The following is a 26,155-nucleotide window of genomic DNA, read 5'->3' on the forward strand; positions in this document are numbered from 1 at the left end:
GGCTATTCCTGGCTTCGATAGTTTGTTTCCACAGTCTCTTGGTCGCGCTGGTCTGGGTCGTGTTCGCGAGCTGACTGACGGCGCTGCTACCCGACGTTCGATTGCTTCGTCGATCCGCCGTCACCCGCCTCACACCTCGAGCCATTCCTCGCGAACGGCGGCATTGCTCTTGAGCTGGTCGGGGGTGCCTTCGAACACCACGCGGCCGTGGCCCATGATGTAGACCCGGTTCGAGATCTTCATCGCGATCGACAGCTTCTGCTCGACGAGGAGAATCGCGACGCCGGCCTTGGCGATCCGCGCGATCAATTCGCCGACCTGCTGGACGATCAGCGGCGCGAGACCTTCGGTCGGCTCGTCGATCATCATCAATTCGGGGTCGCCGAGCAGCGTGCGGCAGGTGGTCAGCATCTGCTTCTCGCCGCCCGACAGCACGCCCGCCGGCGTGTCGGCGCGCGCGGCGAGGTTCGGGAACATGTCGAGCATCTCCTGCAGCCGCCACTTGCCGGGGCGGCGCGGGTCCTTGATGCCGAGGATCAGGTTCTGGCGAACCGTTAGGCTCGGGAAGATGTCGCGATGCTCGGGCACATAGCCGAGCCCGAGGCGGGCGATCCTGTGGCTCGGCAGGCCTGCGATGTCCTGGCCCTTGAAGCGGATGGTGCCCTGCGGCGGCACCTCGCCCATGATCGCCTTGACGGTGGTGGAGCGGCCGACGCCGTTGCGCCCCAATAGGCTCACCACCTCGCCGGCCGCGATGTCGAGATCGACGCCCTGCAGGATGTGGCTCTTGCCGTAATAGGCGTGAAGATTCCTGACCTCGAGCATCAGTCGATCTCCTCGCCGAGATAGGCTTCCTTGACCTTCGGGTTGCCGCGGATCTCCTCCGGCGTGCCGGAGGCGATGATGTGGCCGTAGACCAGCACCGAGATGCGGTCGGCGAGGCCGAACACCACGCTCATGTCGTGCTCGACGATGACCAGCGTGCGTCCCTCGGTGAGGCGGCGGATCAGTGCGACGGCGCGCTCGGTCTCGGCGTGGCTCATGCCCGCGGTCGGCTCGTCCAGCATGATGACGCTGGCGCCGCCCGCGATCGTGATGCCGATCTCGAGCTCGCGCTGCTCGGCATAGGTCAAGAGGCCCGCCGGCACGTCGCGGCGGTGGCTGAGATGGATGTCGTCGAGGATCTGCGCGGTGCGCTGCTTCACCTCGGGCAGATTGTCGACGTTCTTCCAGAACGCGTAGCGGTGGCCGGTCGCCCACAGCACGGCGCAGCGGACGTTCTCCCACACCGTCATGCGGGCGAACACGTTGGTGACCTGGAACGAGCGCGACAGCCCGCGCCGGTTGATCTCGAACGGCCGCAAGCCCGAGGTCACCTCGCCGTTGAGGCGGATCTCGCCCGAGGTCGGCTTGATGTGGCCGCTGATCAGGTTGAACGTCGTCGACTTGCCGGCGCCGTTCGGGCCGATGATGGCGTGACGCTCGCCCTTGGCGACGCTGAGATTGAGATCGCGGATGATGGCGACATTGCCGAAGCTCTTCTCGACGGCGTTGACTTGGATGGCTGCGGTCATGCGAGATACCCCCGGTCACGGGCCACCGTCGCGGCGCGGTCCCAGGCTTTCGCAACGCGTCGCCAGGTGATGCGCGCCACCAGGAAGCCGCCGACGAGCAGGACCGCCGCGGCCGCCCAGGTCGTCGGCGCCGTGGCGACGAAGGGGATGCCGAGCAGGTTGATCGCGTCGCCGCCCGAGAAGCGCGCAACGGTCTCGATGGTCAGGATGATGCCGAGCGCCAGCGCCAGCGTCGGGATCGCCGCGACCAGATAGGACGGGATCACGGTGCCGAACGTCCCGGCGCGGATCAGCGGACGGTGCTTCATCAGGATGCCGGCGATGCCGCCGGGCGCGAACATCACGATGCCGATGAAGATGATGCCGAAATAGAGCTGCCAGACCGAGGTGACGCTGGTCAGCCCGAGCTGCAGATAGGTCACCAGGATGGCGCCGAGGATCGGACCGAAGAAATAGGCGGTGCCGCCGATGAACGCGGAGAACAGCACGAGGCCCGATTGCGTCGCGCCGAGATAGGCCGAGTTGGCGATCTCGAAATTGATCGCGGCGAGTCCGCCGGCGATGCCGGCGAAGAAGCCGGCGAACATGTAGGCGAGATAGCGCACCACATGCGGATCGTAGCCGATGAACTCGACGCGCTCCGGGTTGTCGCGCACCGCGTTGCAGATCCGCCCGAGCGGCGTGCGGGTCAGCGCATACATCGCGATCGCCGACACCATCACCCAGAACGCGATCAGGTAATAGACCTGGATCTGCGGCCCGAAAGTCCAGCCGAACATCGGCATCAGCGAGGTGCGGTCGGTGGTGATGCCGGATTCGCCGCCGAACACGCTGCGCAGGATCAGCGACGACGAGGCGACCAGCTCGCCGATGCCGAGCGAGATCATCGCGAACACGGTGCCCGCGCGCTTGGTCATCACCCAACCGACGAGCAGGGCGAACGCCATGCCGCCGATGCCGCCGACCAGCGGGATCACCGGCAGCGGGATCGGCCAGTTGTGGCTCGCGACCGCGTTCATGACATGCACGGCGAGGAAGCCGCCGAGGCCGTATTGCACCGCGTGTCCGAACGACAGCAGCCCGGTCTGGCCAAGCAGGATGTTGTAGGACAGCGCGAAGATGATCGCGATGCCGATCAGGCTGAACGAGGTCAGCGAGCCGCCGGTGCCGAACACCAGCGGCAGCACGACGAGCGCGACCGCGGCGAGCAGCCAGACACCATAGAAGCTCAGGGCGCTGCCGGGCTCCTGCTTGGCCGCAGCGATGGAGGGCGTGGAAGCGTTGCTCATGACTCGCGCGTCCCCAATAGGCCCATGGGGCGGAAGATCAGGACCAGCACCAGCAGCACATAGGGCAGGATCGGCGCGATCTGCGCGATCGTAACGTTCCAGATGTCGGTGAGCGGCGAGGGGCCGAGGCTCGGATCGAGCGGGCCGAACACGCTGGCGAGCGAGCCATTGAGCGCGACTGCAAAGGTCTGGATCAAGCCGATCAGGAGCGATGCGATGAAGGCGCCGGGCAGCGAGCCGAGGCCGCCGAACACGATGACGACGAACAGGATCGGGCCGAGCAGTGCAGCCATATCGGACTGCGTCACCAGCGAGGGACCGGCGATGACGCCGGCGAGACCCGCAAGCGCGCTGCCGACGCCGAACACCAGCATGAACACGCGTCCGACATTGTGGCCGAGATGGCCGACCATGCTCGGATGGGTCAGCGCGGCCTGCACGATCAGGCCGACGCGCGTCTTCTTCAAGGTGACCAGCAGCGCGATGAAGATCACGACCGAGATCACCAGCATGAAGATCTTGTAGGCGGGGTAATTGGTGGAGAACACGGTGAAGGCCGGGAAGTCGAGCGCCGCCGGGACGCGGTAGTCGACCGGGCTCTTGCCCAGATCATCGAGACGATCTCTTCGATCGCGAAGGCTAAACCAAAGGTCAGCAGCAGTTCGGCGACATGGCCGTGCTTGTGGGTGTTGCGCAGACCGTAGCGCTCGACCGCCATGCCGACCGCGCCGACCAGCAGCGGCGCCAGCACCAGGGCCGGCCAGAATCCGATCCAGCGGGTGAGCTGAAAGCCGAAGAACGCGCCTAGCATGTAGAAGCTGGCATGCGCGAAGTTCAGCACGCCCATCATGCTGAAGATGACGGTGAGCCCGCTGGACAACAGGAACAGCAGCATGCCGAACAGGACGCCGTTGAGCGTCGAGATGACGATCAGCTCAGCCACGGCGCACTCGCTTGAGACTGGAACGGTTCACGTAATCAGACCTGTCGAAGGAAAGGAGCTTGCCCGTCATTCCGGGCGATGCGAAGCATCGAACCCGGAATGTCGAAATTCCGGGTTCGGTCCTGCGGACCGCCCCGGAATCACCGAGGCGGCCGATCAGGGCCGCTTCATGTTGCAGGTCGTCGGAAGCATCGTCTGCGCGGTGTCGATCTTGGACACGATGCGCCAGCCCCAGCCGGTGTTTTCCTCGTCGAACGGCTCCTTGGTCTTGTCGGCCAGCGCGCCGAACGAGGAGATGTAGATCGGCTGGAAGAACTGGTGGTCGTCCTTGCGGATGAAGCCCTCGCCGCCGTCGAACACTTCGAACTTCATGCCTTCGAGTGCGGCCGCGACCTTCACCGGATCGATCGAATTGGCCTTCTCGGCGGCCGCCTTGAACATCCGCATCTCGTTGACCGCGCGCGGATACCAGACGGAAATGCCGGTCTTGGCGCGGAAGTCCTTCTCGAAATCCATCGCCGCCTTGTTGCCGGAGTTCGGGACGCCTTCGCTGATCTGGAACACCTGGCCCTCGAGGCCGGCCTGCTTGACTGCGGTCGGTCCGCCGGCGCCGCCGGCATAATAGGTGTACCAGTTGACCTTGAGGCCGGCGTCAGCCGCCGCCTTCAGCAGCAGCGCGAAGTCCTGGCCCCAGTTGCCGGTCACGACGGTGTCGGCGCCGGACGCCTTGATCTTGGCGATGTAGGGCGAGAAGTCGGTGACTTTGAGCATCGGGTGCAGTTCGTCGCCGACGACCTGGATATCCGGCCGCTTTTCGCCCAGCATCTTGCGCGCCGTGGTGCGCACCGACTGGCCGAACGAATAGTCCATGTTGATCAGGTAGACCTTCTTGATGGACGGCTGGCCCTTCATGTAGTTGGTCAGCGCTTCCATCTTGATGTCCGAGTTCGCATCCCAGCGGAAGTGCCAGTAGCTGCACTTCTCGTTGGTCATCGCCGGATCGACCGCGGCGTAGTTGAAGTAGAGCACTTCCTTGCCGGGGTTGCGCGAATTGTGCTTGGTGACGAAGTCTTCCAGCGCCGCGCCGACCGACGAGCCGTTGCCCTGGGTGATGTAGTGGACGCCGGCGTCGACCGCCTTCTGCGCCTGCACCAGGCTTTCCTGCGGATTGGTCTTGTTGTCGAGTGGGACGATCTCGACCTTGTGGCCGAGGATGCCGCCCTTGGCGTTCAACTCGTCGGCGAGATACTGAAACGTCTTCAGGCCGCCTTCGCCAACGCTGGCGCCGCCGCCGGAGAGCGGATCGATATAGCCGATCTTGATGGATTCCTGCGCGGACGCCGCGCCTCCCAACACCGTCAGCGCTGCCGCGGCGGCAACGATCAGCCTATGCATCCTGCGTTCTCCCTTGCTCGTGTTTCTTGATCTTTAGCGATCGAGGCCGTCTCATAACCCCAATCGCCGAGCCTTCGCAACTTTCGCTTTGAATACTGCGTCAAGTTTTAGCAGAAGGTATTATGATGTTATAGGCCATATGCCGCCGGAATCGGGCGCAGTTTTGAATTGCAGGTAAACTTTTGGATGGGGCTCAAGCTTATTCTCGGTTCCGAACCGGCGTCGTCCGTCTCCAAAACCTCCCCTTGAAAAGGGGAGGTCGCTTCGCTCGTTAGAGCGAAGCGGGTGGGGATCGGCTGTCTCCACTTGGAGCGTCGCCTGCGGCTGACCCCCATCCCGACCTTCCCCCTTTCAGGGGGAAGGGGAAACCGGGATCGCTACCGTGGCGGATCTAGCCTGGATGTCGGCGCGGCTTGAGGCCCGCGAGGAACAGCCGCGCGAAATGATCGGCGATCTCGGCTGGAGACCAGTCACGCCTGGTCTTGAACCAGATCGGATACCAGTGGCCCATTCCGGTGAGAATGCGCTCCGCGAAATAGGTATCGATGCGGCGGAAACGGCCCTCGTCGACCCAGCGCTGATAGCTGTTCTGGTCTTGTCGGATCGTCGCCAGCACGTCTCCGACATAGGCTTTTCGGTCTGCGTCGTTGAGATAGTTGATGTTGTGGTAGGTCGCCTTTGGGCCGCAGGGCGTGTCGTGCAGCATCAACAGCAGGCGAATTCGCTGAACGATGTGATCGAATGCTCCAAGGCTGTGCTCTTGCAGATGCTCGCGAATGCTGACCTCGCCGGCGAGCCCGCGTCGCAGGCAGGCCAGCAGCAGGCTCTCCTTTTCACTGAAGTGATAGTAGATGCCGGCGCGCGTCATGCCCGCATCTACGGCGATGCTCTCGAGCGACGTGCCCGAGGCGCCCCTTCGGTTGAAGCTGTCGGAAGCAATCGACAGCATCCTGTCGAACTTGGCGGCCCGCTTGTTCAACGCTGTGCGAGCCTCGAGAAAGGGGCGAGGCTGAGCGGCTCGGGCATTTTGGGAAGCGCGATCTCGCGCCGGTAGACGCCATGCGTGATGATGTCGTCGATGGCATCGATCGCCTGTTGCCGCGTGTAGTAGTCGCGTTCGGACAGCCAGAACGGAACCCAGTCCAGGATGGAGATCAGCGCCACCGCCGTGAGCAGCGGCTCGTCGCAGGCGATCGAGCCGTCCGCCACGCCCCGATCGAGGATGTCCGCCAGCAGCGCGGCATTCTGCCAGCGCTTGGCATGGACCTCGCTGCTGTAGGGCGCGGCCAGCGCATCGATATCGCTGAACAGGATCATGCGCTGGCCTTCGGGCCTCAGCCTGCCGCGCACGAAGCGCCTGATTATCTCGAGCCCGTCGATGCCGGGCTCGGCGGCCGCCTCGATTTCGTGGCGATAGATCGCAAGGCCGCGCAGATAGCAGTGGAAGATGAGATCTTCCTTGTCGCGGAAATAGTGGTACAGCGCGCCCGGCACGGCCTGCACCGATGCTGCGACCTGCTCCATCGTCACGTTGGCATAGGAGTGGCGGGCAAACAGCCGGGAAGCTGAGACGAGGATTTCTTCAGCCCGATCCGTCGGGTCGGCGGCGACTTGCAAGCTCGAATGCCCTTCCTGATCGCGGAACGAAAATCCGCACGCGAGATAATCCCCTTGGCAGCCGCTTGTCGATCTGCGATAGACGGTGGCATACCATACACCAGCTGATCTTGATTGTCTGGTGATATGGCGATCGTCGGCCCGTGGATGCGGGACGGCCAAGATCGACCGGGCATCGGTTCGGCAGCAGCTTCGGACAGGATTTGGAGAGCAAGCCTTTCGTGAGGAGGGCTATTGGAGAGAGCATGGCGCGCAACATTCTGATTTTGGGAGCCTCCTACGGCTCCCTGCTGGGGACCAAGCTGCTGATGGCGGGTCACAACGTGTCCCTGGTGTGCCGGAAGAACACCGCCGACCTGATCAACCGCGAAGGCACCGAGGTGCGGATCAAGCTGCGCGACGAGAAGGAGCACCGCTCGATCTTCTCGCGCGATCTGCCGGGCAAGCTCGACGCCGTCATGCCTGCCGATGTCGACGTCTCGCGCTACGACATGGTCGGCCTTGCGATGCAGGAGCCGCAATACACCAACCACACGGTTCGCGTGCTGATGATCAAGATCGCGGCGGCGAAGCTGCCCTGCCTGTCGATCATGAACATGCCGCCGTTGCCGTATCTGAAGCGGATCCCCGCACTCGCCGGCATGGACCTCGAGGAGGCCTACACCAACGCGCAGGTGTGGGAGCGCTTCGAGCCGGGCCTCGTCACGCTGTGCTCGCCCGATCCGCAGGCCTTCCGTCCGCCGGAGGAGAAGGCCAATGTGCTGCATGTCGGCCTGCCGACCAACTTCAAGGCCTCCGCCTTCGCCGACGACAAGCACAACAAGGTGCTGCGCGAGCTCGAAGCCGACATCAACGCGGTGACGCTCGACGGCCAGGACGTTCCGGTGAAGCTGAAGGTGTTCGATTCGCTGTTCGTGCCGCTGGCGAAGTGGTCGATGCTGCTGACCGGCAACTATCGCTGCATCACGCCGACGGAGCCGCAATCGATCCGCGACGCCGTGCACGGCGACCTGACGCGCTCGCAGGCGATCTACGACCACGTCGACGGCATCGCGCGCAAGCTCGGCGCCGACCCCGCGGACCAGGTGCCGTTCGCGAAATACGCCAAGGCCGCGGAAAGCCTGCTCAAGCCGTCATCGGCGGCCCGCGCGGTCGCCGCCGGCGCGCCCTTCATAGAACGCGTCGACCTGCTGGTGAAGCTGATCTCGCATCAGCTCGGCACGCCGAGCGCCGAGATCGACCGCACGGTTGAGACCGTCGATCAGAAGCTGAACGAGAAGATCGTGCAGGGCGGCTCCGGCGCGGAGTGACCGAATGCGTTGACGGCGGGGCAGGAATGCCCTCGCCATGCATCGGCGATCTGCAATGCACCCAATCGCGGTTGCCGGACGCATGGCTCGACCTGTCCAGATGGAGTAGACTCACGCAGCTGCGGTTGGGAGCAACGGACATGCCGAGCAAATCGCTTCCTCTCCTTGCAATCTACGGCGACCTCGATCGCGCACGCGACATCATGCGCGCCTGGCAGCCGCTCGATCATCTCTCCCCCGAAGACGCCGAGATCGTCGTGAAGGCGATCGCCGAGGGCATCGCGCGCGGGCGCCGGCACGGGATCGAGATGGGACAGTGTCATCAGGCGGCGTAAAGCCGCTAGCCCTCATGCGTCACGGCCAAAACCGTCACCGAACGCGTCTGCTGGCTCGGCGTCTGAAAATCGATCGTCTGGCCGACCGACAATCCGATCAGCGCCGCACCGACCGGCGTCAGCACCGAGATGCGCCGCAGCGCGATGTCGGCTTCGTGCGGATAGACGAGCATGACCTCCCTGACGTCGCCGGTCTCGTCGTCGCGGTAGCGCACAAGCGAGCCCATGCGGACCACGTCATGCAGATCGGCATCGTCGGCGACCAGCTGGGCGCGGTCCGTCTCGCGTGCGAGGAACTGGGCGACGCGGGGAAACACCGCCATGCTGGAATTGGCCAGCGCGCTGAGGCGATGCGCCTCGCTCGCGGTGATCACGATCGGCGGCAATGCCGGGGCGGTAAAGCTGTTCTGAATGGTTCGGGTCATATCGGTTGATCTTTGCGGTTGATCGGGGGCGCACGAGCGCCGGCGCGCGGATATCTCGCGACGCGACGGACTGAAATGATCTTGATGACGTCGAGGAATCCGGACGGCGTGCGATCGCCGGCCGGCGAATTGCCTGCGTGCAGACGTCCGGCGCGCAATTCGCGGCGCGCAATACGGGTGTCGATGCGGAGCGTGTCGATCATGGCATTATCAACATAGCCGCTGGCGACGGCGCATCCATTGCGGCGAAAGCGCGCACACCGCCGCGTGGAACGAGACGCCATCGCCGCAGACAGAGCGTCAGGGCTGTCCGATGCCGGACAGGCCGAGCACCGCGCCGGCGGCGAGCGCGACAAGCGGATGGATGCGCGTCGTGGTGGTGGCGATCGCGACCATTGCCGCGATCAGGATCGTGCCCCAGCTCGAGGCCGATGCGTGGGTGATGACGATGGCGCTGGCAGTGACGAGCCCGGCGGTGACCGGAACCAGCCCGGCCTGCACGGTGCGGCGCCAGGGCCGGTCCTTGAAGCGTTCCCAGAGCCGCAGCGCGAAGCCCGTCACCAGCGACGACGGCCCGAACTTGGCGAGCGATGTCACCAGCACGCCGGAGAAACCCGCGACATGCCAGCCGACCAGCGGCACCACCATCATGTTCGGCCCGGGTGCTGCCTGCGCCAGCGCGAACAGCGCGCCGAATTCCTGCGCCGTCATCCAGTGATGGACGTCGACCACCTGACGCTGCATCTCCGGCAGGATGGTGTTGCCGCCGCCGAAGGCGAGCAGCGAGAGTTCGGCGAAGATCAGCGCGAGCGTGACGAGGGTTGCGCTCATGATGCCTGCCTCGACCTGAGGACAATGCTGAGCGGCGCCAGCGTCAACAGGGTCGGCAGCAGCGGCAATCTGAACACGGCAATAGCGAGCACGCACAGCGCGCCGATGAAGAGGCCGAGCACATCGCGCCGCAGCGGCCAGGCGATCTTGATCGCCGTGGAAATCAGGAGCCCGGCCGCCGCGGCGGCGAGCCCGCCGAACAGATGACGGACGACCGGGTCGTCGGCGAAGCGGCCATAGATCACACCAAGGCCGATCACGACCGCGGTCGGCACCGCGATCAGGCCGAGGATCGCCGCGAACGCGCCGGGAATGCCGCGAAACTTCAGCCCGACCGCGACCGACATGTTGATGATGTTGCCGCCGGGCAGGAACTGGCACAGCCCGAGCAGGTCGGTGAACTCCGCGCCGGTGAGCCAGCCGCGCTTCTCCACCATCATGTGGCGCGCCAGCGGCAGCACGCCGCCGAAGCCGGTCAATCCGAGGATGAAGAAGCCCGTGAACAACTCGCCGACGTCAGGTGCGACATGCTTGGTGGTTTGCGCGGCGGGGATGGCGTCCATCGGCGGAGCGGCTCCGGTTCGATTTGTTCTTGAGTCGACTTTAGTTGGCCGCGTGCCAAATATCCAATATATGGATACGGGAATTTGCATATCTATCGCATATGGATTGCCCGATGATCGAACTGCGCCATCTCCGCTATGCCGTCGCGGTCGCCGAGGAAGGCCATATCACCCGCGCCGCCGCGCGGCTCGGCATCCAGCAGCCGCCGCTCAGCCAGCAGATCCGCGCGCTGGAAGCCGCGATCGGCGCGCCGCTGTTTCGCCGGCAGCCGCGCGGGGTCGAGCTGACCGCCGCCGGCCGTGCCTTCGTCGGCAAGGCGCGCGCGATCCTGCGCGACGCCGACCTCGCCGTGGAGGCCGCGCGCCGCGCGAGCCGCGGCCAGGAGGGCCAGCTGGCCATCGGCTTCACCTCTTCGGCCGCTTTCCATCCTTTCGTCACCGGCGTGATGCGCGAAATGCGCGAGCGCGCGCCGGCGATCACGCTGTCGCTCGAGGAGGCCTCGACCGGCGAGCTGATCGCAGCCGTCGAGGCCGACCGGCTCGATGCCGCATTCGTGCGCGCGCCGAGCGAGCGGCTGGAGAATCTCACGATCACGCATCTGCTCGACGAGGAGATGGTGGTCGCATTGCCGGACCATCATCCGCGCGCCCGCAAGGACACGCGGCGGCGGATTTCGCTGGCCTCGCTCGCCGACGAGCCGCTGATCCTCTATCGCCGTCCGACCGGGCCCGGCCTCTATGACAGCATCATCGCGGCCTGTCGCGCCGCGGGCTTCAGCCCGAAGGTGGCGCAGGAGGCGACGCGGATGGTGTCGACGCTGAGCCTGGTCGCGGCGGGGCTCGGCATTTCGATCGTGCCGGAATCGATGGCGCGGCTCGAGACCGCCGGCGTGTCCTATCTTCGCCTCGACCGCGCCACCGGCCTCGTCGCGCCGCTGGCGCTGGCGCGCAAGAAGGGCCCCGCCGCCGGCACGCTCGGCCGCCTGCTCGGGATCGTGACGCGGCGGGTGAAGGACCGCGCCGGGGTCTAAGCGGGACTTGCAACCGTCATTGCGAGGAGCGACAGCGACGAAGCAATCCATCTATCCGTTGCGCGGAAACATGGATTGCTTCGCTTCGCTCGCAATGACAGTGGACGGAGCTGAAGCTCAGCGAGCCCCGCACCGCCGCCTGGATGGCGCGGAATGTGGGGAGTTTGGCGAACGCGCGCGTCAGGGCGCGGCTAGATAGCCTGCATCGAATCCGGTTGCCCGCGCGTGGATCGCAACAGCTCAGCTGCGTCCGGAGGCCTCGGGTTCAATCAACACCGCGAAAGGCATTTCCAATGGCGCGTTTTCCTGTCCATACGCTCGAGTCTGCCCCCGAAGCCTCGAGGCCTATTTTGCGCGAGGTCGAGGCGCGGTTTGGCATGATCCCGAACCTTGCGGCGGCGATGGCGACCTCGCCCGTGCTGATCCAGAGCTTCATCGGCATCTTCGACAAGGTTCACGGCGGCAGCTTCACCGAGCAGCAGATCCAGACCGTGCTGCTCACCGACGCGGTGACCAATCGCTGCGCCTGGGCGGTCGCGCTGCATTCCGCGCTCGGCTTGCAGGCTGGGCTCGATCCGGCCGATGTCGACGCGATGCGTGCCGGCCGCTCGCCTGCCGACAAGACGCTCGGCGCGCTCTCGACGCTGGCGCGGTCGCTGATCGAAAAGCGTGGGCGGCTCGACGACGAGGAGATCGAACGATTCCTGGCAGCCGGGTTCTACAAGGACCTCGTGCTTGAGGTGATCACCATCGTGGCGGCGTCGACCATCACCAACTACACCGGCAGCGTCACCAATCCGCCGCTGGAGGCGGCGTTGCAGGAATATGCCTGGAACGGCTGAGACGGTCTCGCCTGAGCGTCAATCATTGCACGTCGACCGCGCGGCCGGCCGTGCACGTCAGAGCGCAAACCTGGCGCGATAGTCCTGCGGCGTGGTCGACAGCAGGCGCAGGAAGCTGCGCCGCATCGTCTCCTCGGACCCGAAGCCGCAGCGCTGCGAGATGCGCTTGATCGGCAGGCGCGTTTCCGAGAGCAGATGCCGCGCGCCCTCGACCCGGAGCCGCTCGATCGCGCGTGCCGGCGTCAAGCCGGTCGCTTCCGCGTAATGGCGGCTGAAGCTGCGCTCGCTCATGCCGGCCTGTTTCGCCAGCGTCGACAGCGAGAGATCGCCGGCGAGATGGTTGCTGATCCAGTCGTGCAGCGCGCTGAACCTGTCGTCGGTTGCTTGCAGCGACAGGATTTCGCTGAATTGCGCCTGTCCGCCCGGCCGCTTGAAGAACACCACGAGATAGCGGGCGACGGCAAGCGCCGCCGTGCGGCCGAGATCCTCCTCCAGCAGCGCCAGCGCCAGATCGATGCCGGAGGTGACGCCGGCCGACGTCCAGAACGAACCGTCGCGCACGAAGATCGGATCGGGCTCGACGCGGACATCGGGAAAACGCTCGGCGAGCTCTGCGCAAAATCCCCAATGGGTCGCGGCACGCCGGCCATCGAGCACGCCCGATGCGGCGAGCAGGAACGCGCCGGTGCAGACCGATGCGGTGCGGCGCGCCTGCCCGGCGCGTTCGCGCACCCAGTCCACCAGGACGGCATCGGCCGCCGCGGCGTTGACGCCGTCGCCGCCCGGAATCACCAGCGTGTCGACCGGGCTGCCGATCGCGGGCAGCGGATGCACCGCGAGCCCGACGCCGGCGGACGACTCGACATGTGAGCCATCCTTTGCAACGACGCGGACTTCATATGGCTCGGCGTTGCCTGCCTTGGCCGCCAGCGCATTGGCGGACGCGAACACCTGCAATGGCCCGGTGACGTCAAGCAACTGCACGGCCGGATAGGCCAGCACTTCGATCGAGCGGCGGCGGTTTGGCGAAAAACGTGGGCTGGTTGGCGTCATCGCCGAAACCTGCCGCGCTAGATTCGCTTTGTCCATAGCGCAAGGAAAGTTCGAGGGAAGTTCGATGATCGCTCACGATGTTCATCTGCGGATCGGTTCGCTGCTGTTCGAAGGCGTCGACCAAATCGATTTGACCGGGCCGTTCGAGGTGCTGTCGCGGATTCCGAATTCGACCTACCGCATCTACGGCAAGACCGCCGATCCCGTCCGCGACATCAAGGGATTGCGGCTGACACCGGATGCGACGCTGGCCGATGCGCCGCCGCTCGACGTGCTGCATGTGCCGGGCGGCTTTGGTCAGCAAGCCCTGATGGAGGACACGGAGGTGCTCGGCTGGATCAACCGGCAGGCGGCGGGGGCATGCCGCATCTTCTCGGTCTGCACCGGCGCGCTGATCTGCGGAGCGGCCGGCCTGCTGAAGGGACGCAGGGCGACGACGCATTGGGCGTCGTTTCATCTGCTGCCGTTGTTCGGCGCTACGCCCGTGAACCAGCGCGTGGTGGTGGACGGAAGCTTCGTCTTTGCCGCCGGAGTCACGGCAGGCATCGATGGCGCATTGCGGCTCGCGGCTGAACTGCGCGGCGACGATGCCGCGCGCGCGATCCAGCTCTACATGGTGTATGCGCCGGAGCCGCCGTTCGACAGCGGCACGCCGGAGACCGCGCCACCCGAGATCCTGCAGCAGTCGCGCCAGGCTGTGCGCGCGATCACGGAGCAGCGGGAGGAAACCGCGCGCCGTGTCGCGGCGAGGCTGGGCGTCACCGTGCAGGGAGAGTGAGTGCAGGCTTTTGCCGAACACTCGATTCGGTGTCACCTCGCCCGGCGTGCGGGCCCCGTAAGAAGAAGGAGAGGGAGTGCAGCGCCGGCGCAGTCGCTATTCGACCTCGTCTCGTAGCACTAGTTTCCCGGCTCGAAGCTGCAGTCGGCGCCGCCGCCGGCCTTGTCCTTGATCACCTTCGGATCCAGCGTGCAGGACAGTTTCGACAGCGCCTCGTAGATCGTGCCCGCGGCGCCGTCGGGCGGCACGCCGGCCAGCGCCACGGTCGCGAAGACCGCGTTGGCCTCGCTGCCCTTCACGGTGTGGGTGTTGCCGCCGAAGCTCAGCGCGCAGGAACGCGAGGTGATGTCGACATTGCTGGCGCGGCAGACCACCTTGTCGGCGGTGACGATGATCTTGCTGGCATAGGAGACATTGCTGTCGCCGTTGAAGAATGTGGCGACCGCCTTCTTCTCCTTGGCCGGCAGCGGCGAGTAGGGCGCCACCACGCCGGCGAGCGCCAGCGCGACCGAGCCCGAGCTGGTCGCAGGCGCAGCCCATGTGGCCGACGAGGCCAGCGACATTGAACATGCGAGGATCGTCAATCGGCCCAGTCTCATTCCCGTCTCCCGGTGCCCGCGCTTTCCGCGGCGCGGAATCGCTAGCATGTCGCGTGACTTCAAGGGGTGACGCCATTCACACGCGATCCCGCAACTTCGCGTGAGGCGCGGATGCGCGCACAGGGCAGGGCGGCCCCGCGTGGACCCGCTTGCACGATCGCGCCATCGGCGTCACAGTCCGATCCGTGGCAGCGATGCCGCCAACAACGACGACAAGAAGATCAATCCGGGGAACGCCATGGCGGCCACGCGCATCGACTGCGACATCCATCCCGCGGTGGGGGAACGCGCACCACGCTGCTGCCCTATCTGAGCGATCACTGGAAGGAACAGGTCGTCAGCCGCGCCATCGACGGGCTCGACCTCAATTCCTATCCGCCGTCGATGCCGTTGTCCGGCCGCGCCGACTGGCGGCCGGCGGACGGCAGCAAGCCCGGCAGCGATCTTGCCATGGTGCAGCGCGGCGCATTCGACCAGCTCGGCGCCAGCCACGCGATCTGCAACGTCGTCTATGGCGCGCAGGCGGTATTCGATTCCTACATGGCGGCGGACTTCTGCAGGGCGATCAACGACTGGATCGCGGCCGAATGGCTTGCCAGGGACACGCGGCTGCGCGCCTCGATCGTGGTGCCGATCCAGGCGCCGGACCTTGCGGTCGAGGAGATCGAGCGCAGGGCCGGCGACAATCGCTTCGTTTCGGTGCTGGTGCCCTCGCAAGGCGAGACGCTGCTCGGCCGGCGGCATTACTGGCCGATCTATCAGGCCGCGGAGAAGTACAAGCTTCCGATCGCGATCCACGCCGGCAGCGCCTATCGGGGCGCGCCGAGCTCGATCGGCTGGCCGTCCTATCGCTACGAATATTATCTCGCCGAGGCGCAGGCGTTCCAGGCGCAGGCGCTAAGCCTGATCTATGAGGGCGTATTCGGGAAGTATCCCGGATTGACCGTCGTGCTGATGGAGTCGGGCGTCAGCTGGCTGCCGGCATTCATGTGGCGCGCCAACAAGACCTGGCGCGGCGTGCGCGTCGAGGTGCCGTGGGTGGAGCGCGAGCCGGCCGCGATCATCCGCGACCATTTCCGCGTCACCATGCAGCCGTTCGACGCGCCGCTGGATGCTACAAGCGTTGCCGACATCATCGATCAGATCGGCTCCGACAAGATGTTCCTGTTCGCATCCGACTATCCGCATTGGCAGTTCGACGGCGACGATCCGATCCCGCCGCATCTGCCGAAAAGTCTCGTCCAGCGGATGTGCGAAGACAACCCGATTGAAACGTTCCCGCGTTTGAAGCTGAATTCGTAATTCGCGCGCATGATCCGGAAAAGTGGGAACAGGTTTTCCGACAAGAACATGCGCAAACAAGAAGGAGGATCGCATGAGTGACGTCATCGACCGCCCGATGCTCGACCAGGAGAAGACCGCGGCGACGCGGCTGAAGATCATCGACTGCGACATCCATCCGAGCCTTCACGCGCACAGCGACCTCAACGAGTTCTTGCCGAAGCGCTGGCAGCAGCATCTGAAGGAATATGGCAGCCACCTGCGCACGCCCTATATCGGCACCACGCCGTATCCGCGCTCTTCGCCGCTGATCGCGCGGCGCGATGCCTGGCCGCCGACCGGCGGTGTGCCCGGCTCCGACCTCGATTTCATGCGCAAGCAGCATCTCGATCCCTTCGACGTCGAGTTCGGGATCCTGCAGGTGCTCGATCTCTTCATCTTCTCGCAGCAGAATCTGGAATTCGGCGCCGCGATCCAGCGCGCCATCAACGACTGGCAACTGGCGTTCTGGGCGCATCGCGATCCCCGCCTCAAGGCCTCGATCCTGGTCGGGCAGGATGGCTCCGACCTCGGCCTCGCCGAGATCGAGCGCTGCGCCAGATCAGGCGAATACATCCAGATCAACGTCTCGCCGCGTGCCAACGAGCCGCTCGGCCGCCGCCGCTACTGGCCGATCTATGAACGCGCGCAGGAGCTCGATCTGCCGCTCGGCATCCATGTCGGCGGCTATGGCGGGCATGCGCCGACCGGCGGCGGCTGGCCGTCCTATTATTGCGAGGAGCATCAGTCGAACGCGCACACGGTGGCGTCGAACCTCACCAGCCTTGTGCTGGAAGGTGTTCCCGAGCGCTTCCCGAAACTGAAGATCGTGTTCATCGAGGGCGGCTTCGGCTGGATTCCAGCGACGATGTGGCGGATGGATCAGCACTTCGAACGCTTCCGCAGCGAGGTGCCGCATCTGAAGCGCAGGCCGAGCGAATATGTGAAGCAGCATTTCTGGTTCACGACCCAGCCGATCGACGAGCCGGATGAAGCCAGGCACCTGCGTCAGCTGATCGAATGGGTCGGCATCGACCGGCTGTTGTTCTCGTCGGACTATCCGCATTGGGACTATGACGACGCGCGCTACGCCTTCAAGACGCCGCTGACGGACGCCGAGCGTCGCAAGATCTTCAATGCCAACGCCCGCGCGGTTTACAAATTCTAGGACACAGATGACCCGTCACATCGTCGCGCGCACCAGTGAGATTCCGGCCGGCGGCAACAAGGTGTTCGGCATCGAGGGCCGCGACATCGTCGTGTTCCATGTCAATGGCGAGTTCTTCGCGCTGCTCAATCGTTGCCCGCATGAGGGCGCGCCGCTGGAGAAGGCGGCCTGCGTCGCGCGCCTGACCTCGCCGGAGCCCGGCATCTATCAGCGCGACCGCGTCGGCGAGATGCTGCGCTGTCCGTGGCACGGCTGGGAATTCGACATGCGCAACGGGCAGTCCTGGTTCGATCCCAAGCGGTTCAGGATCCGCTCCTATCCGGTCGCGGTCGAGAGCGGCGCCGAGTTGCAGAAGGGGCCGTATGTTGCCGAGACGTTCCCGGTGCACATCGAGGACAACTACGTGATCGTCGAGATTTAGGTTGGCGCAGTTCGCGCGACCGTGTGCGCCGCCGAGGGCCTCGTCGTGGCAGGAACAGTCCCGGCCATGACGCAAGTAGGTGTTATTGCGACTTATGCAATAATGAAGTGCCGTCGACGGCAATTATAATAACCGCTGCAATGGGCCACCTTGAGTTGGCGATCGGGAATGAACCTGTCCACCACATCAGGAACGGCACATGAAGCTCTATCACTTCGCTCTCTCCGGCCACGCGCATCGCGCGCGCCTGTTTTTGTCCCTGCTGGGATTTCCGCACGAACTGGTCGACGTCGACCTCAAGTCCGCCGCGCAGAAGCGGCCGGAATATCTCGCGCTCAACCCGTTCGGCCAGGTGCCGGTGCTCGACGATGACGGCGTAATCATCCCGGACTCCAACGCGATCCTGGTCTATCTCGCGACCAAGCTCGGCCGCACCGATTGGCTGCCGCAGGATGCAAGGGGCGCTGCCGCGGTCCAGCGCTGGCTGTCGGTTGCTGCCGGCGATCTTGCGTTTGGGCCCGCTGCGGCGCGGCTCATCACCGTGTTCGGCGCGAAGCACAATCCGGACGACGTGATCGCGCGGGCGCATGTTCTGCTGAAGCGGCTCGAAGCCCATCTCGCCGGGCGCGACTGGCTGGTCGGCGCGGCGCCGACGATCGCAGACGTTGCGCTCTACAGCTATCTGTCCAGCGCGCCCGAAGGCAATGTCGATCTCTCCGCCTATGCGCGCGTCAACGCGTGGCTGCGCCGGATCGAGGCGCTGCCGGGCTTCGTGGCCTTCGCCAAGACCCCAGTCGGTCTGGCGGCCGCGTGACCTGCTGACCGGGCGTGCCGTCGGGCGCGCCCGTCCAACCCCCGAAGGGGAGGGCGATACGATGAGCGACAGACGAACCAAGAGCAAGCTCGCGACCTGGCATGCCGGCGAAAAGGCGATCCAGCAGCAGGTTGGTGTCGCCGAGAAGATGGAGGCCGTCGGCCAGCGTGCGGTGCGCGACTTCATGCCCGACCAGCATCGCGATTTCTTCGCGCAGATTCCCTTCATCGTCGTCGGCAGCGTGGACCGAAGCGGCGACGCCTGGGCCTCGCTGCTGGCCGGCCGGCCGGGCTTCATCTCCTCGCCGACGCCGCGCAGCCTCGAGATCGATGCGCGGCCTGACGCCAGCGATCCCGTCAGCGAAGGCATGCGCGCGGGCGATGCGATCGGACTGCTCGGAATCGAACTGCACACGCGGCGCCGCAACCGTGCGAACGGGCTGCTGCGCGCGGCATCAGGCAAGGCGCTCAGCTTCGAGCTCGATCAGAGCTTTGGCAATTGCGCGCAGTATATCCAGCTTCGCGATTTCGCCTTCGTGCGCGCGCCGGACGAACCGTTCACGGGAGAGATCGAGGCAAGCACGGCGCTCGATCAGGCCGCGCGCGACATGATCAGGGCGGCCGACACGTTCTTCGTGGCGTCCTATGCCGAGCGTGAGGACCGTCGTCAGGTCGACGTCTCGCATCGCGGCGGCCGGGCGGGCTTCGTCCGCGTCGCCGACGACGGCACGCTGACGATTCCCGATTTCGCCGGCAATCTGTTCTTCAACACGCTCGGCAACATCCTCGTCAACGGCAAGGCCGGGCTGGTGTTCGTGGATTTCGAGACCGGCGACCTGCTGCAGCTGAGCGGCGATGCCGAGGTGATGCTGGACTCGCCGGAGATCGCGGCGTTTCAAGGCGCCGAGCGGCTCTGGAGTTTCCGCGCCCGCCGTGTGGTGCGCCGGGGCGGCGCGCTGCCGCTGCGCTGGGCGTTCCGGGCCGAAGGCTGGTCGCCGAATTCGCTGATGACCGGCGACTGGGGGCAGACCGCCGAGCGGATCCGCGCCGCCGAGCGCGCGACGCAGTGGCGGCCGTTCAAGGTCACTGGGATCGTCGACGAGAGCCGATCGATCCGCTCGTTTCATTTGCAGCCGGACGACGGCGCGGGGTTGCTTCCGCACCGGGCGGGACAGCATTTGCCGATCCGTCTCTCGTTGCCCGGTATCGACAAGCCAGTCATCCGCACCTACACGCTGTCGGTCGCGCCGTCGGACGGCATGTACCGGATCAGCGTGAAGTGCGACGGTGTCGTATCGCAGCATCTCCACGACACCATCCATGTCGGCGATATCATCGAAGCGCGCGCTCCGGCTGGCGCCTTCGCGATCGATGCGCGCGAGAAGCGGCCCGCGGTGCTGCTCGCCGGCGGTGTCGGCATCACGCCGCTGCTCGCGATGCTGCGCCACGTGGTCTATGAAGGGTTGCGCACCCGCGGCATCCGGCCGACATTCCTGTTTCAGGCCGCGCATGCGAAACAGGACCGCGCGTTCGGCGACGAATTGCAGCAGCTGGTGGATGCCGCCGGCGGCGCGGTGCGGATCATCCGCGTCCTCGGCGATGTCGACGGTGCCGAGCAGGGCACAGACTACGACGCGGCGGGACGGATCGACATGGCGCTGTTGTCGCGCGTCCTGCCGTTCAACGACTATGACTTCTATCTGTGCGGACCGCCGCGGTTCACCCAATCGCTCTATGACGCCTTGCGCGGCTACAACATTGCCGACGGCAGGATTCACGCCGAAGCATTCGGTCCTTCATCGCTGGTTCGGAAGCCCGACTTCGTCACCGCAGCGCCGCCGCGGCGACCGCCGGCGACAACGCCGGTCCCGGTCGCCTTTACCACTTCGTTGAAGGAGGCGCGCTGGACGCCGGAGGCGGGGACGCTGCTCGAACTGGCGGAAGCGCGTGGCCTTAGCCCCGCCTTCAGCTGCCGGGAGGGCAATTGCGGAACCTGCCGAACGCGATTGCTGGCAGGCGCCGTGACCTATGTGAAGCAGCCTGCCGCCAAGGTGGCCGATGACGAGGTGCTGATCTGCTGCGCCGTGCCGGCGAGGCCGGAGGCCAACGGCGAGGACCGGATCCAGCTCGCGCTGTGACCGAACCGGGCGCATAGCGCTTTCGCGGGCACTCAGCCCATGCTGCCCGGCATGAAGCAGCGTGGCCTCGGGTGCCCGTCCAGATAATACGGCCAGACCATGGTGCGGCCGGCACGGTTCGGTCCGGCGACGACGGCCTCGTCGGGAACATCGACCCACTCGCCCTCGAGCCGCACACGATAGTGGCCGTCCTTGGTGTCCCAGTCGGCGTCATCGACACGCTTCGCGTCGCTGCCGTCGCAGCAGGGGCCCTTGACGCTGCGCAGGCTCTCATACCAGGCGTTCAATTCGGGATGCCCGTGATCATGGGCCTGCACCGGCCCGATCGCCGGCTTCGCCAGCAGGGCGGTGACTACAACGATTGCCGCACGCCAAAACCGTTTGTTCATCTGATCCCCAAAATCCGGAAAGCCCATGACAGCCAACCCGGACATGGTCATCGAGATCGGGACATCAATTAGATGATAATCGTAATATAATCACATTCGTGAGAGCGCGCGGGGGGCTGCCGGAAGGCCGGGTGCCGACAAACTCAGGCGAGCAGGCTCATCACCTGGTCGATCACGGCCTTCACCTGCTTCGAATCCGGCCTCTGGTGCGCGAGCGCCAGCAGTCCGGCATGCACCACCATGATGGTGTGGGCGGTGACGTCAGGGTCAAAGCCCTTCCTGAACTGGGCGCGATCGGTGCGCAGCCGCGTGCGCAGCAGCTCTTCAAGCCGCCGGTTGTAGCGCTCGATGCTCTTGCGGAGCTCGACCTGGTCGAGCGAGCCGTCGGTTGCAGAATTGATCGACAGGCAGCCGCGCTGTCCCTTCTCGCCCGAGCAATAGGGAATGAAGCCGGTAAGCCACTGCCTGATGACGTCCCGCGCGAGCCCCGGCTGCGCCAGCACGCGCTCGGCCCAGCCGAGGATGCCGTCGTGATAGCGGTCCAGCACCTTCAGGAACAACGCGTTCTTGTCGCCGAACGCCGCATAGAGGCTGGGTTTCGCGACGCCGCTCGCCGCCGTGATGTCGTCGAGCGAAGTCGCCTGAAAGCCCTTCTGCCAGAACATCTGGCGGGCGATTTCCAGGACATCGTCCGGATCGAAGCTGCGCGGCCTTGCCATATCCATCTTTTATGTACTCCCGCGTCGGATGTGAAGCCTTCACCTTGCCGTGAAGGCAAGTCCGGCTATTGACGCAATCCATATTCTGTACTTAGAAGTACACAACGAAATCGGGAGATCACGCCATGAAAGCGGTTCAGGTCGTTGCGTTCGGACGTGCAGCGGACGTGGTCAAGCTCAACGAGGTGCCGGACGTCGGCAGCCCCGGCCCCGACGAGGTCGTGGTCGCGGTGGAGGCTGCGCCGATCAACAATTCGGATTTCATGATCATCGCCGGGCGCTACGGCTATCTGCCGTCGCCGCCGGCCACGCTCGGGATCGAGGGCGTCGGGCGTGTTGTTGCCACCGGATCGCAGGTGAGGACCCTGAAGGAGGGTGACCGCACGCTGATTCCCTTCACGGTCCCGACCTGGACCGAGCGGGTCAAATTCACCGCATCATGGCAGCGTCCGCTGCCCGACAATGCCGATATCCAGCAACTGTCCATGATCGGGGTCAATCCGGCCACCGCCTATCTCTTGCTGACCGATTTCGTGAAGATCCCGCCCGGCGGCTGGGTGATCCAGAACGGCGCCAACTCGGCGACGGCCCGCGCGGTGATCGCCATCGCCAAGTCGCTCGGGCTCAAGACCGTCAACATCGTCCGCCGCGAGGACGTCGTGGACGAGGTCAAGTCGGTCGGCGGCGATATCGTGCTGCTCGACGGGCCGGATCTCGCCAAGCGCGTCGCCAATGAAACGGGCGGGGCGCCTATCCTCCTGGCGCTCGACGTCGTCGGCGGCTCCTCGACGCTGAACCTGATGAACTGTCTGGCGCCGAAGGCGGTGCTGGTCATTTACAGCGCGATGAGCGGGCAGCCGTTCTCCGGCTCGGCCCTGAGCGTGATCTTCAACGAGGTGTCGGTGCGCGGCTTCTGGCTCGGTCATTGGGGCAGGGCCGCGACGAATGAAGCGTTGGCCAGGATGTACGACCATCTGGTGCCGATGGTCGCATCGGGAGCGATCAGCGCGCCGGTGGTCGGGGCCTATCGCCTGGAGGATTTTTCACAGGCGATCGCGCAGGCGGCGGCATTCAAGGGCAAGGTGATCTTCACGCCAAGCTAGGTCGTGCCCCCCGATATTCGCCGGCGCGACGCGGCGCCGCGATGCCCGTTTTCGCCGGTGCGTGTCCACGACGTCACGCCGGGGCAGCTAGACGATGGTCGATAGCGTGAACGCGTGCCACGCACCCCAGTCAATGCCATCATACGCGCGCACATACATCGTTTCGGTGCCGGTGGTGGCGCCACCACGCATCCAGATATCATCGAGGTCTGCGGCGCTGACGTCGATCGCGCTGCCGGCCGCCCAATGGGAATTTGCAGAGGTCCAGAAATAGCCGCTGTTGGCGCCTGTGCCGCCGTCCCAGAACTGATACCCGGTCGCGGCATTGCCGTCGGTGTCGGAATAGGACAACAGGTTGCTGATCTGGCTCCACTCGTTGACGTGCAAGGTCTGATCGCTGATCGAGGCGGCGGGGGCGTGGTTCGGCAGGCTGGTCAGGACAAAGCTGTCCCAGGCGCTCCAGGCCGTACCGTCGAACGCGCGCACATACATGGTGTCGGTCCCACCGGCGGTGCCGCCTCGCACCCAAATGTTGGCCAGATCGGACGCTGAAACGTCGATGGCCGTGCTGGCCGCCCAATGTGAATTGTCGGGCGTCCAGAAATAGGCGCTGTTCGCAGCCGTGCCGCCGTCCCAGAACTGGTATTTGGTGATTGCATCGCCATCGGCGTCGGATGCTGTCGTCCAGTTGACGAGCTGCGCCCACTGCGCAGCGTTCAGCGTATGATCGTTGATCGTCGCGGTCGGCGCCGTATTGGTCGACGTCAGATTAAAGCTGTCCCAATTGCTCCAGGCGGTACCGTCGAATGCCCTTACCCACATCGTCTCCGAACCGGTTGTCGAGCCGCCTTGAATCCACAGATTGGCCAGATCGGATGCCGAAACGTCGATCGTCGTGTTGGCAGCCCAGTGGGAATTGTCGGGTGTCCAGAAATAGGCGCTGGTCGCGCCCGCGCCGCCGTCCCAGAACTGGTACTTGGTGATCGTGTCACCTTCGGCATCGCTGGTAGCGAGCCAGCCCCCCGGCTTGGTCCATTGATTGACGTGCAGTGACTGGTCGTTGATGGTCGCGACCGGCGCCGTGTTTGGCGTCGACGTCACGGCGAATGTGTCCCAGGCGCTCCACTCCGTTCCGTCGAATGCTCTGACCCACATCGTCTCGGAACCGGTTGTCGAGCCGCCATGGATCCAGACATTGGCGAGGTCAGCAGCCGAAACGTCGATCGTCGTGCTGGCAGCCCAGTGGGAATTGTCGGGTGTCCAGAAATAGGCACTGGTTGCGGCGGTGCCGGCGTCAAAGAACTGGTATTTGGTGGCTGGATCCCCATTGGCATCGGAGTAGCTCAGCCAGTTGCTCACGGTAATCCATTGATCGACGTGCATGGAATGATCGCTGGCCGTCACGACGGGCGGGGTATTGGTCGACGTCAGCGTGAAGCTGTCCCAGTTGCTCCAGTCCGTTCCGTCGAACGCTCTGACCCACATCGTCTCGGAACCGGTTGTCGAGCCGCCCTTGATCCAGACATCGGCCAGGTCGGCGGCCGAAACTTCGATCGTCGTGTTGGCAGCCCAATGGTCACTGGCGGAAGTCCAGAAATAGGCGCTGGTTGCGGCGGTGCCGGCGTCCCAGAACTGGTATTTTGTGGCTGCATCTCCGTTGGCATCGGAGTAAGTCAGCCAGTTCTGGGCTTGCGTCCATGTATTGGTGTGCAGCTGCACGTCGGGGACGGTGACGACCGGAGCCGTATTTGGAATCGTCGTGAGCGTGAAAGACGTCCAGTTACCCCAATCGGTGCCGTCGAAGGCGCGCACCCACAGTGTCTCAGTGCCGCCGACCGCACCGGCACGCACCCACACATCGGACAGGTCGGACGCCGCAACTTCGATCGTCGTGTTGGCAGCCCAATGGCTGTTGGTGGAAGTCCAGAAATAGCCGCTGGATGCGGACGTGCCGCCGTCCCAGAACTGAAACTTCTGCGCGGGGTTGCCGTCGGAGTCGGCATAAGTGAGCCATGGCTGTATTTTTTGCCACTGATTGTACAACAGGCTGTGGTTACCAATCGTGACGACCGGTGCGGTATTGGCCATGGTTTGCTTCCTCGTGGCGGGCCGGTCGACACCGGCTAATTTCCAAGGTGCAGCGCAATCAACTTTGCCCTCGTAGAGCGGGCTGGTCCCGCCAGCGTCATTGCGTCGAGAGCATTCCAAAACTCAGCAATATCAGGTCAGCATTGCAGAATTGGGATGTGACGTCTGTGACAGGCATCACCTGTACTGGCCAAGAGGGCTGCGGCAAAATGCCCGGACGCCGCCATCGAACCTTACGTCGAGATTCGCGACGTGCTCGCTGACGCCGCAATTCTTTGACAGGAACGCGGTGGGGCTGACGCTTTGCTTTTTGGTCCGTTTGCCTTCTGCAGCACCTTCGGCCAGTGCCGGTCCACGCTGTGCTGGCGGCAATCGCTCCTCGACCGTCGTACGCCGGCGCAGTTGTGAATCGCGAAGCGATGGTCGCTGCGCCAGATCGCGGCTAGCGCGTGCCCGGAATAGTTGCGTCATTGCGGGAGGTTAGGACATCAGCGTGGCTTATTGTCGTTGCATCTTGAGGACTGCCCGGCTTGCCGCTACCAGTGCAGTCCGGCAGCAATGCCCGGCGCATTGGAGATAAGGAACGTTCTCATGGCGAACACGACCGCGGAGCTTGAAGCGCTCCTGATGCAGCGATCGTTGACCGATCCGCAGCTGCTGGCGACGGCGGAGGCGGCATCGGACTTCCGGATTCTGCCGGATGCCACCGTGATCAAGATCGGCGGGCAGAGCGTGATCGACCGCGGCCGCGCCGCCGTCTACCCGCTGGTCGATGAGATCGTCGCGGCCCGCAAGGCGCACAAGTTGCTGATCGGGACCGGCGCGGGCACTCGCGCCCGGCACCTCTATTCGATCGCGGCCGGGCTGCGGCTGCCGGCCGGCGTGCTGTCGCAGCTCGGCGCCTCGGTCGCCGACCAGAACGCGGTGATGCTGGGCCAGCTGCTCGCCAGGCACGGCATCTCCGCGGTCAGTGGCGCCGGGCTTTCGGCCGTGCCGCTTTATCTCGCCGAGGTGAACGCCGTGATCTTCAGCGGCATGCCGCCTTACGGCCTCTGGATGCGGCCGGCACCCGAGGGCATGATCCCGCCCTATCGCACCGACGCCGGATGCTTCCTGGTCGCCGAACAGTTCGGCTGCAAGGCGATGATCTATGTGAAGGACGAAAACGGTCTCTACACCGCAAACCCCAAGACCTCGAAGGGCGCGACCTTCATCCCGAAGATCTCGGTCGCCGAGATGAAAGCCAAGGGATTGCAGGATTCGATCCTCGAATTCCCGGTGCTCGATCTGCTCGCCACCGCGCGCCATGTCCGGCAGGTGCAGGTCGTCAACGGCCTCGTCCCCGGCAACCTCACCCGCGCGCTTGCGGGCGAGCATGTCGGCACCATCATCACCGCGAACTGAGCAGGGA

26 protein-coding genes and 2 pseudogenes are annotated in these 26,155 nt (G+C 65.0%); 12 read left to right on the top strand and 16 right to left on the bottom strand.

Annotated elements, in window-relative coordinates:
• Nucleotides 1-129 precede the first annotated feature (129 nt).
• The 7 genes and pseudogenes from ACSKB9_RS29820 to ACSKB9_RS29850 all read right to left on the bottom strand — a co-directional run bounded on the left by ACSKB9_RS29820 (nucleotide 130) and on the right by ACSKB9_RS29850 (nucleotide 6,818).
• On the bottom strand, nucleotides 130-825 hold the full coding sequence (locus tag ACSKB9_RS29820) for an ABC transporter ATP-binding protein (RefSeq protein ID WP_438077581.1): 696 nt from the start codon (nucleotides 823-825) through the stop codon (nucleotides 130-132).
• Nucleotides 825-1,574 carry an ABC transporter ATP-binding protein gene (locus ACSKB9_RS29825; protein WP_438077583.1) on the bottom strand — a complete coding sequence of 250 codons (750 nt, stop codon included), beginning with the start codon at nucleotides 1,572-1,574 and terminating at the stop codon, nucleotides 825-827. Before ACSKB9_RS29825 ends, ACSKB9_RS29820 begins: the two co-directional genes overlap by 1 nt.
• Entirely contained in the window at nucleotides 1,571-2,863 is a 1,293-nt protein-coding gene (locus tag ACSKB9_RS29830; RefSeq protein ID WP_438077585.1) for a branched-chain amino acid ABC transporter permease, read from the bottom strand. The genes ACSKB9_RS29825 and ACSKB9_RS29830 overlap by 4 nt, the downstream gene beginning before the upstream one ends.
• Nucleotides 2,860-3,806, bottom strand: a pseudogene (locus ACSKB9_RS29835) (branched-chain amino acid ABC transporter permease). Before ACSKB9_RS29835 ends, ACSKB9_RS29830 begins: the two are co-directional and overlap by 4 nt.
• A 156-nt stretch (nucleotides 3,807-3,962) precedes the next feature.
• On the bottom strand, nucleotides 3,963-5,201 hold the full coding sequence (locus ACSKB9_RS29840) for a branched-chain amino acid ABC transporter substrate-binding protein (protein WP_057017914.1): 1,239 nt from the start codon (nucleotides 5,199-5,201) through the stop codon (nucleotides 3,963-3,965).
• Nucleotides 5,202-5,592: 391 nt separating this feature from the next.
• On the bottom strand, nucleotides 5,593-6,180 hold the full coding sequence (locus ACSKB9_RS29845; protein WP_438077587.1) for a TetR/AcrR family transcriptional regulator: 588 nt from the start codon (nucleotides 6,178-6,180) through the stop codon (nucleotides 5,593-5,595).
• Nucleotides 6,177-6,818, bottom strand: a complete 642-nt coding sequence (locus tag ACSKB9_RS29850; RefSeq protein WP_438077589.1) for a TetR/AcrR family transcriptional regulator — start codon at nucleotides 6,816-6,818, stop codon at nucleotides 6,177-6,179. Before ACSKB9_RS29850 ends, ACSKB9_RS29845 begins: the two co-directional genes overlap by 4 nt.
• Before the next feature lie 245 nt (nucleotides 6,819-7,063).
• Between ACSKB9_RS29850 and ACSKB9_RS29855 the strand changes: the two genes are divergently transcribed.
• Together ACSKB9_RS29855 and ACSKB9_RS29860 are read left to right on the top strand one after the other, a co-directional pair.
• Nucleotides 7,064-8,128: a ketopantoate reductase family protein gene (locus ACSKB9_RS29855; protein ID WP_438077591.1), complete on the top strand. Its 1,065-nt coding sequence runs from the start codon at nucleotides 7,064-7,066 to the stop codon at nucleotides 8,126-8,128.
• Between the two features lie 140 nt (nucleotides 8,129-8,268).
• Entirely contained in the window at nucleotides 8,269-8,463 is a 195-nt protein-coding gene (locus ACSKB9_RS29860; protein ID WP_076827654.1) for a hypothetical protein, read from the top strand.
• Between the two features lie 5 nt (nucleotides 8,464-8,468).
• Here ACSKB9_RS29860 and rnk read toward each other — a convergent pair whose 3' ends face one another.
• The 4 genes from rnk to ACSKB9_RS29880 all read right to left on the bottom strand — a co-directional run bounded on the left by rnk (nucleotide 8,469) and on the right by ACSKB9_RS29880 (nucleotide 10,282).
• Nucleotides 8,469-8,888: a nucleoside diphosphate kinase regulator gene (gene rnk, locus ACSKB9_RS29865; RefSeq protein WP_438077593.1), complete on the bottom strand. Its 420-nt coding sequence runs from the start codon at nucleotides 8,886-8,888 to the stop codon at nucleotides 8,469-8,471.
• Nucleotides 8,885-9,091, bottom strand: a complete 207-nt coding sequence (locus tag ACSKB9_RS29870; protein WP_438077595.1) for a hypothetical protein — start codon at nucleotides 9,089-9,091, stop codon at nucleotides 8,885-8,887. The genes rnk and ACSKB9_RS29870 overlap by 4 nt, the downstream gene beginning before the upstream one ends.
• A gap of 97 nt (nucleotides 9,092-9,188) precedes the next feature.
• A complete protein-coding gene (locus tag ACSKB9_RS29875; protein ID WP_038384313.1) occupies nucleotides 9,189-9,719 on the bottom strand; it encodes a chromate transporter in 531 nt (176 codons plus the stop codon).
• Nucleotides 9,716-10,282, bottom strand: coding sequence for a chromate transporter (locus tag ACSKB9_RS29880; protein ID WP_016847017.1), 567 nt, complete (start codon nucleotides 10,280-10,282; stop codon nucleotides 9,716-9,718). Before ACSKB9_RS29880 ends, ACSKB9_RS29875 begins: the two co-directional genes overlap by 4 nt.
• 113 nt (nucleotides 10,283-10,395) lie before the next feature.
• On the opposite strand from ACSKB9_RS29880, the gene ACSKB9_RS29885 reads away from it, so the two are divergent.
• Nucleotides 10,396-11,313: a LysR family transcriptional regulator gene (locus ACSKB9_RS29885; RefSeq protein ID WP_438077598.1), complete on the top strand. Its 918-nt coding sequence runs from the start codon at nucleotides 10,396-10,398 to the stop codon at nucleotides 11,311-11,313.
• A gap of 293 nt (nucleotides 11,314-11,606) precedes the next feature.
• Nucleotides 11,607-12,155: a carboxymuconolactone decarboxylase family protein gene (locus tag ACSKB9_RS29890; protein ID WP_438077600.1), complete on the top strand. Its 549-nt coding sequence runs from the start codon at nucleotides 11,607-11,609 to the stop codon at nucleotides 12,153-12,155.
• A 57-nt stretch (nucleotides 12,156-12,212) separates the two neighbouring features.
• On the opposite strand, the gene ACSKB9_RS29895 is transcribed toward ACSKB9_RS29890, so the two are convergent.
• A complete protein-coding gene (locus ACSKB9_RS29895) occupies nucleotides 12,213-13,208 on the bottom strand; it encodes a GlxA family transcriptional regulator (protein WP_229192419.1) in 996 nt (331 codons plus the stop codon).
• A gap of 64 nt (nucleotides 13,209-13,272) precedes the next feature.
• Between ACSKB9_RS29895 and ACSKB9_RS29900 the strand changes: the two genes are divergently transcribed.
• Nucleotides 13,273-13,986: a DJ-1/PfpI family protein gene (locus tag ACSKB9_RS29900; protein ID WP_438077602.1), complete on the top strand. Its 714-nt coding sequence runs from the start codon at nucleotides 13,273-13,275 to the stop codon at nucleotides 13,984-13,986.
• Between the two features lie 119 nt (nucleotides 13,987-14,105).
• On the opposite strand, the gene ACSKB9_RS29905 is transcribed toward ACSKB9_RS29900, so the two are convergent.
• A complete protein-coding gene (locus tag ACSKB9_RS29905; RefSeq protein ID WP_438077604.1) occupies nucleotides 14,106-14,585 on the bottom strand; it encodes a hypothetical protein in 480 nt (159 codons plus the stop codon).
• Between the two features lie 238 nt (nucleotides 14,586-14,823).
• On the opposite strand from ACSKB9_RS29905, the pseudogene ACSKB9_RS29910 reads away from it, so the two are divergent.
• The 5 genes and pseudogenes from ACSKB9_RS29910 (at nucleotide 14,824) to ACSKB9_RS29930 (ending at nucleotide 20,445) form a co-directional block, all read left to right on the top strand.
• A pseudogene (locus ACSKB9_RS29910) lies at nucleotides 14,824-15,887 on the top strand (amidohydrolase family protein).
• A gap of 73 nt (nucleotides 15,888-15,960) precedes the next feature.
• Complete coding sequence (locus ACSKB9_RS29915) at nucleotides 15,961-17,073, top strand: amidohydrolase family protein (protein WP_168858492.1); 1,113 nt, start codon at nucleotides 15,961-15,963, stop codon at nucleotides 17,071-17,073.
• A gap of 7 nt (nucleotides 17,074-17,080) precedes the next feature.
• Nucleotides 17,081-17,494 (top strand): Rieske (2Fe-2S) protein, encoded by a 414-nt coding sequence (locus ACSKB9_RS29920; protein WP_141339593.1) that lies wholly within the window; start codon nucleotides 17,081-17,083, stop codon nucleotides 17,492-17,494.
• A 199-nt stretch (nucleotides 17,495-17,693) separates the two neighbouring features.
• Nucleotides 17,694-18,308 (top strand): glutathione S-transferase family protein, encoded by a 615-nt coding sequence (locus tag ACSKB9_RS29925; RefSeq protein ID WP_438077607.1) that lies wholly within the window; start codon nucleotides 17,694-17,696, stop codon nucleotides 18,306-18,308.
• A gap of 61 nt (nucleotides 18,309-18,369) precedes the next feature.
• The gene (locus tag ACSKB9_RS29930) at nucleotides 18,370-20,445 is read left to right on the top strand and encodes a 2Fe-2S iron-sulfur cluster-binding protein (protein ID WP_438077609.1); all 2,076 of its coding nucleotides are present in this window, start codon (nucleotides 18,370-18,372) and stop codon (nucleotides 20,443-20,445) included.
• 32 nt (nucleotides 20,446-20,477) lie between these two features.
• On the opposite strand, the gene ACSKB9_RS29935 is transcribed toward ACSKB9_RS29930, so the two are convergent.
• Nucleotides 20,478-20,834, bottom strand: a complete 357-nt coding sequence (locus tag ACSKB9_RS29935) for a hypothetical protein (RefSeq protein ID WP_176937198.1) — start codon at nucleotides 20,832-20,834, stop codon at nucleotides 20,478-20,480.
• Nucleotides 20,835-20,977: 143 nt separating this feature from the next.
• Nucleotides 20,978-21,559 (bottom strand): TetR/AcrR family transcriptional regulator, encoded by a 582-nt coding sequence (locus tag ACSKB9_RS29940; protein WP_438077611.1) that lies wholly within the window; start codon nucleotides 21,557-21,559, stop codon nucleotides 20,978-20,980.
• Between the two features lie 119 nt (nucleotides 21,560-21,678).
• Here ACSKB9_RS29940 and ACSKB9_RS29945 point away from each other — a divergent pair, with 119 nt between their 5' ends.
• The gene (locus ACSKB9_RS29945) at nucleotides 21,679-22,656 is read left to right on the top strand and encodes a zinc-dependent alcohol dehydrogenase family protein (protein ID WP_438077613.1); all 978 of its coding nucleotides are present in this window, start codon (nucleotides 21,679-21,681) and stop codon (nucleotides 22,654-22,656) included.
• A gap of 87 nt (nucleotides 22,657-22,743) precedes the next feature.
• Here ACSKB9_RS29945 and ACSKB9_RS29950 read toward each other — a convergent pair whose 3' ends face one another.
• Nucleotides 22,744-24,744: a hypothetical protein gene (locus tag ACSKB9_RS29950; protein WP_438077615.1), complete on the bottom strand. Its 2,001-nt coding sequence runs from the start codon at nucleotides 24,742-24,744 to the stop codon at nucleotides 22,744-22,746.
• A 591-nt stretch (nucleotides 24,745-25,335) separates the two neighbouring features.
• On the opposite strand from ACSKB9_RS29950, the gene ACSKB9_RS29955 reads away from it, so the two are divergent.
• Complete coding sequence (locus ACSKB9_RS29955) at nucleotides 25,336-26,148, top strand: amino acid kinase family protein (protein WP_168858489.1); 813 nt, start codon at nucleotides 25,336-25,338, stop codon at nucleotides 26,146-26,148.
• Nucleotides 26,149-26,155 lie beyond the last annotated feature (7 nt).

Origin of the sequence: Bradyrhizobium sp. BR 1433 (genome assembly GCF_051547665.1) — a bacterium.
GTDB classification, from domain to species: domain Bacteria; phylum Pseudomonadota; class Alphaproteobacteria; order Rhizobiales; family Xanthobacteraceae; genus Bradyrhizobium; species Bradyrhizobium australafricanum.

Excerpts from the sequence above, each read along its gene's own strand:
- ACSKB9_RS29820 (WP_438077581.1), bottom strand. The coding sequence starts at position 825 with ATGCTCGAGGTCAGGAATCTTCACGCCTATTACGGCAAGAGCCACATC.
- ACSKB9_RS29825 (WP_438077583.1), bottom strand. The coding sequence starts at position 1,574 with ATGACCGCAGCCATCCAAGTCAACGCCGTCGAGAAGAGCTTCGGCAAT.
- ACSKB9_RS29830 (WP_438077585.1), bottom strand. The coding sequence starts at position 2,863 with ATGAGCAACGCTTCCACGCCCTCCATCGCTGCGGCCAAGCAGGAGCCC.
- ACSKB9_RS29840 (WP_057017914.1), bottom strand. The coding sequence starts at position 5,201 with ATGCATAGGCTGATCGTTGCCGCCGCGGCAGCGCTGACGGTGTTGGGA.
- ACSKB9_RS29855 (WP_438077591.1), top strand. The coding sequence starts at position 7,064 with ATGGCGCGCAACATTCTGATTTTGGGAGCCTCCTACGGCTCCCTGCTG.
- ACSKB9_RS29860 (WP_076827654.1), top strand. The coding sequence starts at position 8,269 with ATGCCGAGCAAATCGCTTCCTCTCCTTGCAATCTACGGCGACCTCGAT.
- rnk (WP_438077593.1), bottom strand. The coding sequence starts at position 8,888 with ATGACCCGAACCATTCAGAACAGCTTTACCGCCCCGGCATTGCCGCCG.
- ACSKB9_RS29870 (WP_438077595.1), bottom strand. The coding sequence starts at position 9,091 with ATGATCGACACGCTCCGCATCGACACCCGTATTGCGCGCCGCGAATTG.
- ACSKB9_RS29875 (WP_038384313.1), bottom strand. The coding sequence starts at position 9,719 with ATGAGCGCAACCCTCGTCACGCTCGCGCTGATCTTCGCCGAACTCTCG.
- ACSKB9_RS29880 (WP_016847017.1), bottom strand. The coding sequence starts at position 10,282 with ATGGACGCCATCCCCGCCGCGCAAACCACCAAGCATGTCGCACCTGAC.
- ACSKB9_RS29885 (WP_438077598.1), top strand. The coding sequence starts at position 10,396 with ATGATCGAACTGCGCCATCTCCGCTATGCCGTCGCGGTCGCCGAGGAA.
- ACSKB9_RS29890 (WP_438077600.1), top strand. The coding sequence starts at position 11,607 with ATGGCGCGTTTTCCTGTCCATACGCTCGAGTCTGCCCCCGAAGCCTCG.
- ACSKB9_RS29895 (WP_229192419.1), bottom strand. The coding sequence starts at position 13,208 with ATGACGCCAACCAGCCCACGTTTTTCGCCAAACCGCCGCCGCTCGATC.
- ACSKB9_RS29900 (WP_438077602.1), top strand. The coding sequence starts at position 13,273 with ATGATCGCTCACGATGTTCATCTGCGGATCGGTTCGCTGCTGTTCGAA.
- ACSKB9_RS29905 (WP_438077604.1), bottom strand. The coding sequence starts at position 14,585 with ATGAGACTGGGCCGATTGACGATCCTCGCATGTTCAATGTCGCTGGCC.
- ACSKB9_RS29915 (WP_168858492.1), top strand. The coding sequence starts at position 15,961 with ATGAGTGACGTCATCGACCGCCCGATGCTCGACCAGGAGAAGACCGCG.
- ACSKB9_RS29920 (WP_141339593.1), top strand. The coding sequence starts at position 17,081 with ATGACCCGTCACATCGTCGCGCGCACCAGTGAGATTCCGGCCGGCGGC.
- ACSKB9_RS29925 (WP_438077607.1), top strand. The coding sequence starts at position 17,694 with ATGAAGCTCTATCACTTCGCTCTCTCCGGCCACGCGCATCGCGCGCGC.
- ACSKB9_RS29930 (WP_438077609.1), top strand. The coding sequence starts at position 18,370 with ATGAGCGACAGACGAACCAAGAGCAAGCTCGCGACCTGGCATGCCGGC.
- ACSKB9_RS29935 (WP_176937198.1), bottom strand. The coding sequence starts at position 20,834 with ATGAACAAACGGTTTTGGCGTGCGGCAATCGTTGTAGTCACCGCCCTG.
- ACSKB9_RS29940 (WP_438077611.1), bottom strand. The coding sequence starts at position 21,559 with ATGGATATGGCAAGGCCGCGCAGCTTCGATCCGGACGATGTCCTGGAA.
- ACSKB9_RS29945 (WP_438077613.1), top strand. The coding sequence starts at position 21,679 with ATGAAAGCGGTTCAGGTCGTTGCGTTCGGACGTGCAGCGGACGTGGTC.
- ACSKB9_RS29950 (WP_438077615.1), bottom strand. The coding sequence starts at position 24,744 with ATGGCCAATACCGCACCGGTCGTCACGATTGGTAACCACAGCCTGTTG.
- ACSKB9_RS29955 (WP_168858489.1), top strand. The coding sequence starts at position 25,336 with ATGGCGAACACGACCGCGGAGCTTGAAGCGCTCCTGATGCAGCGATCG.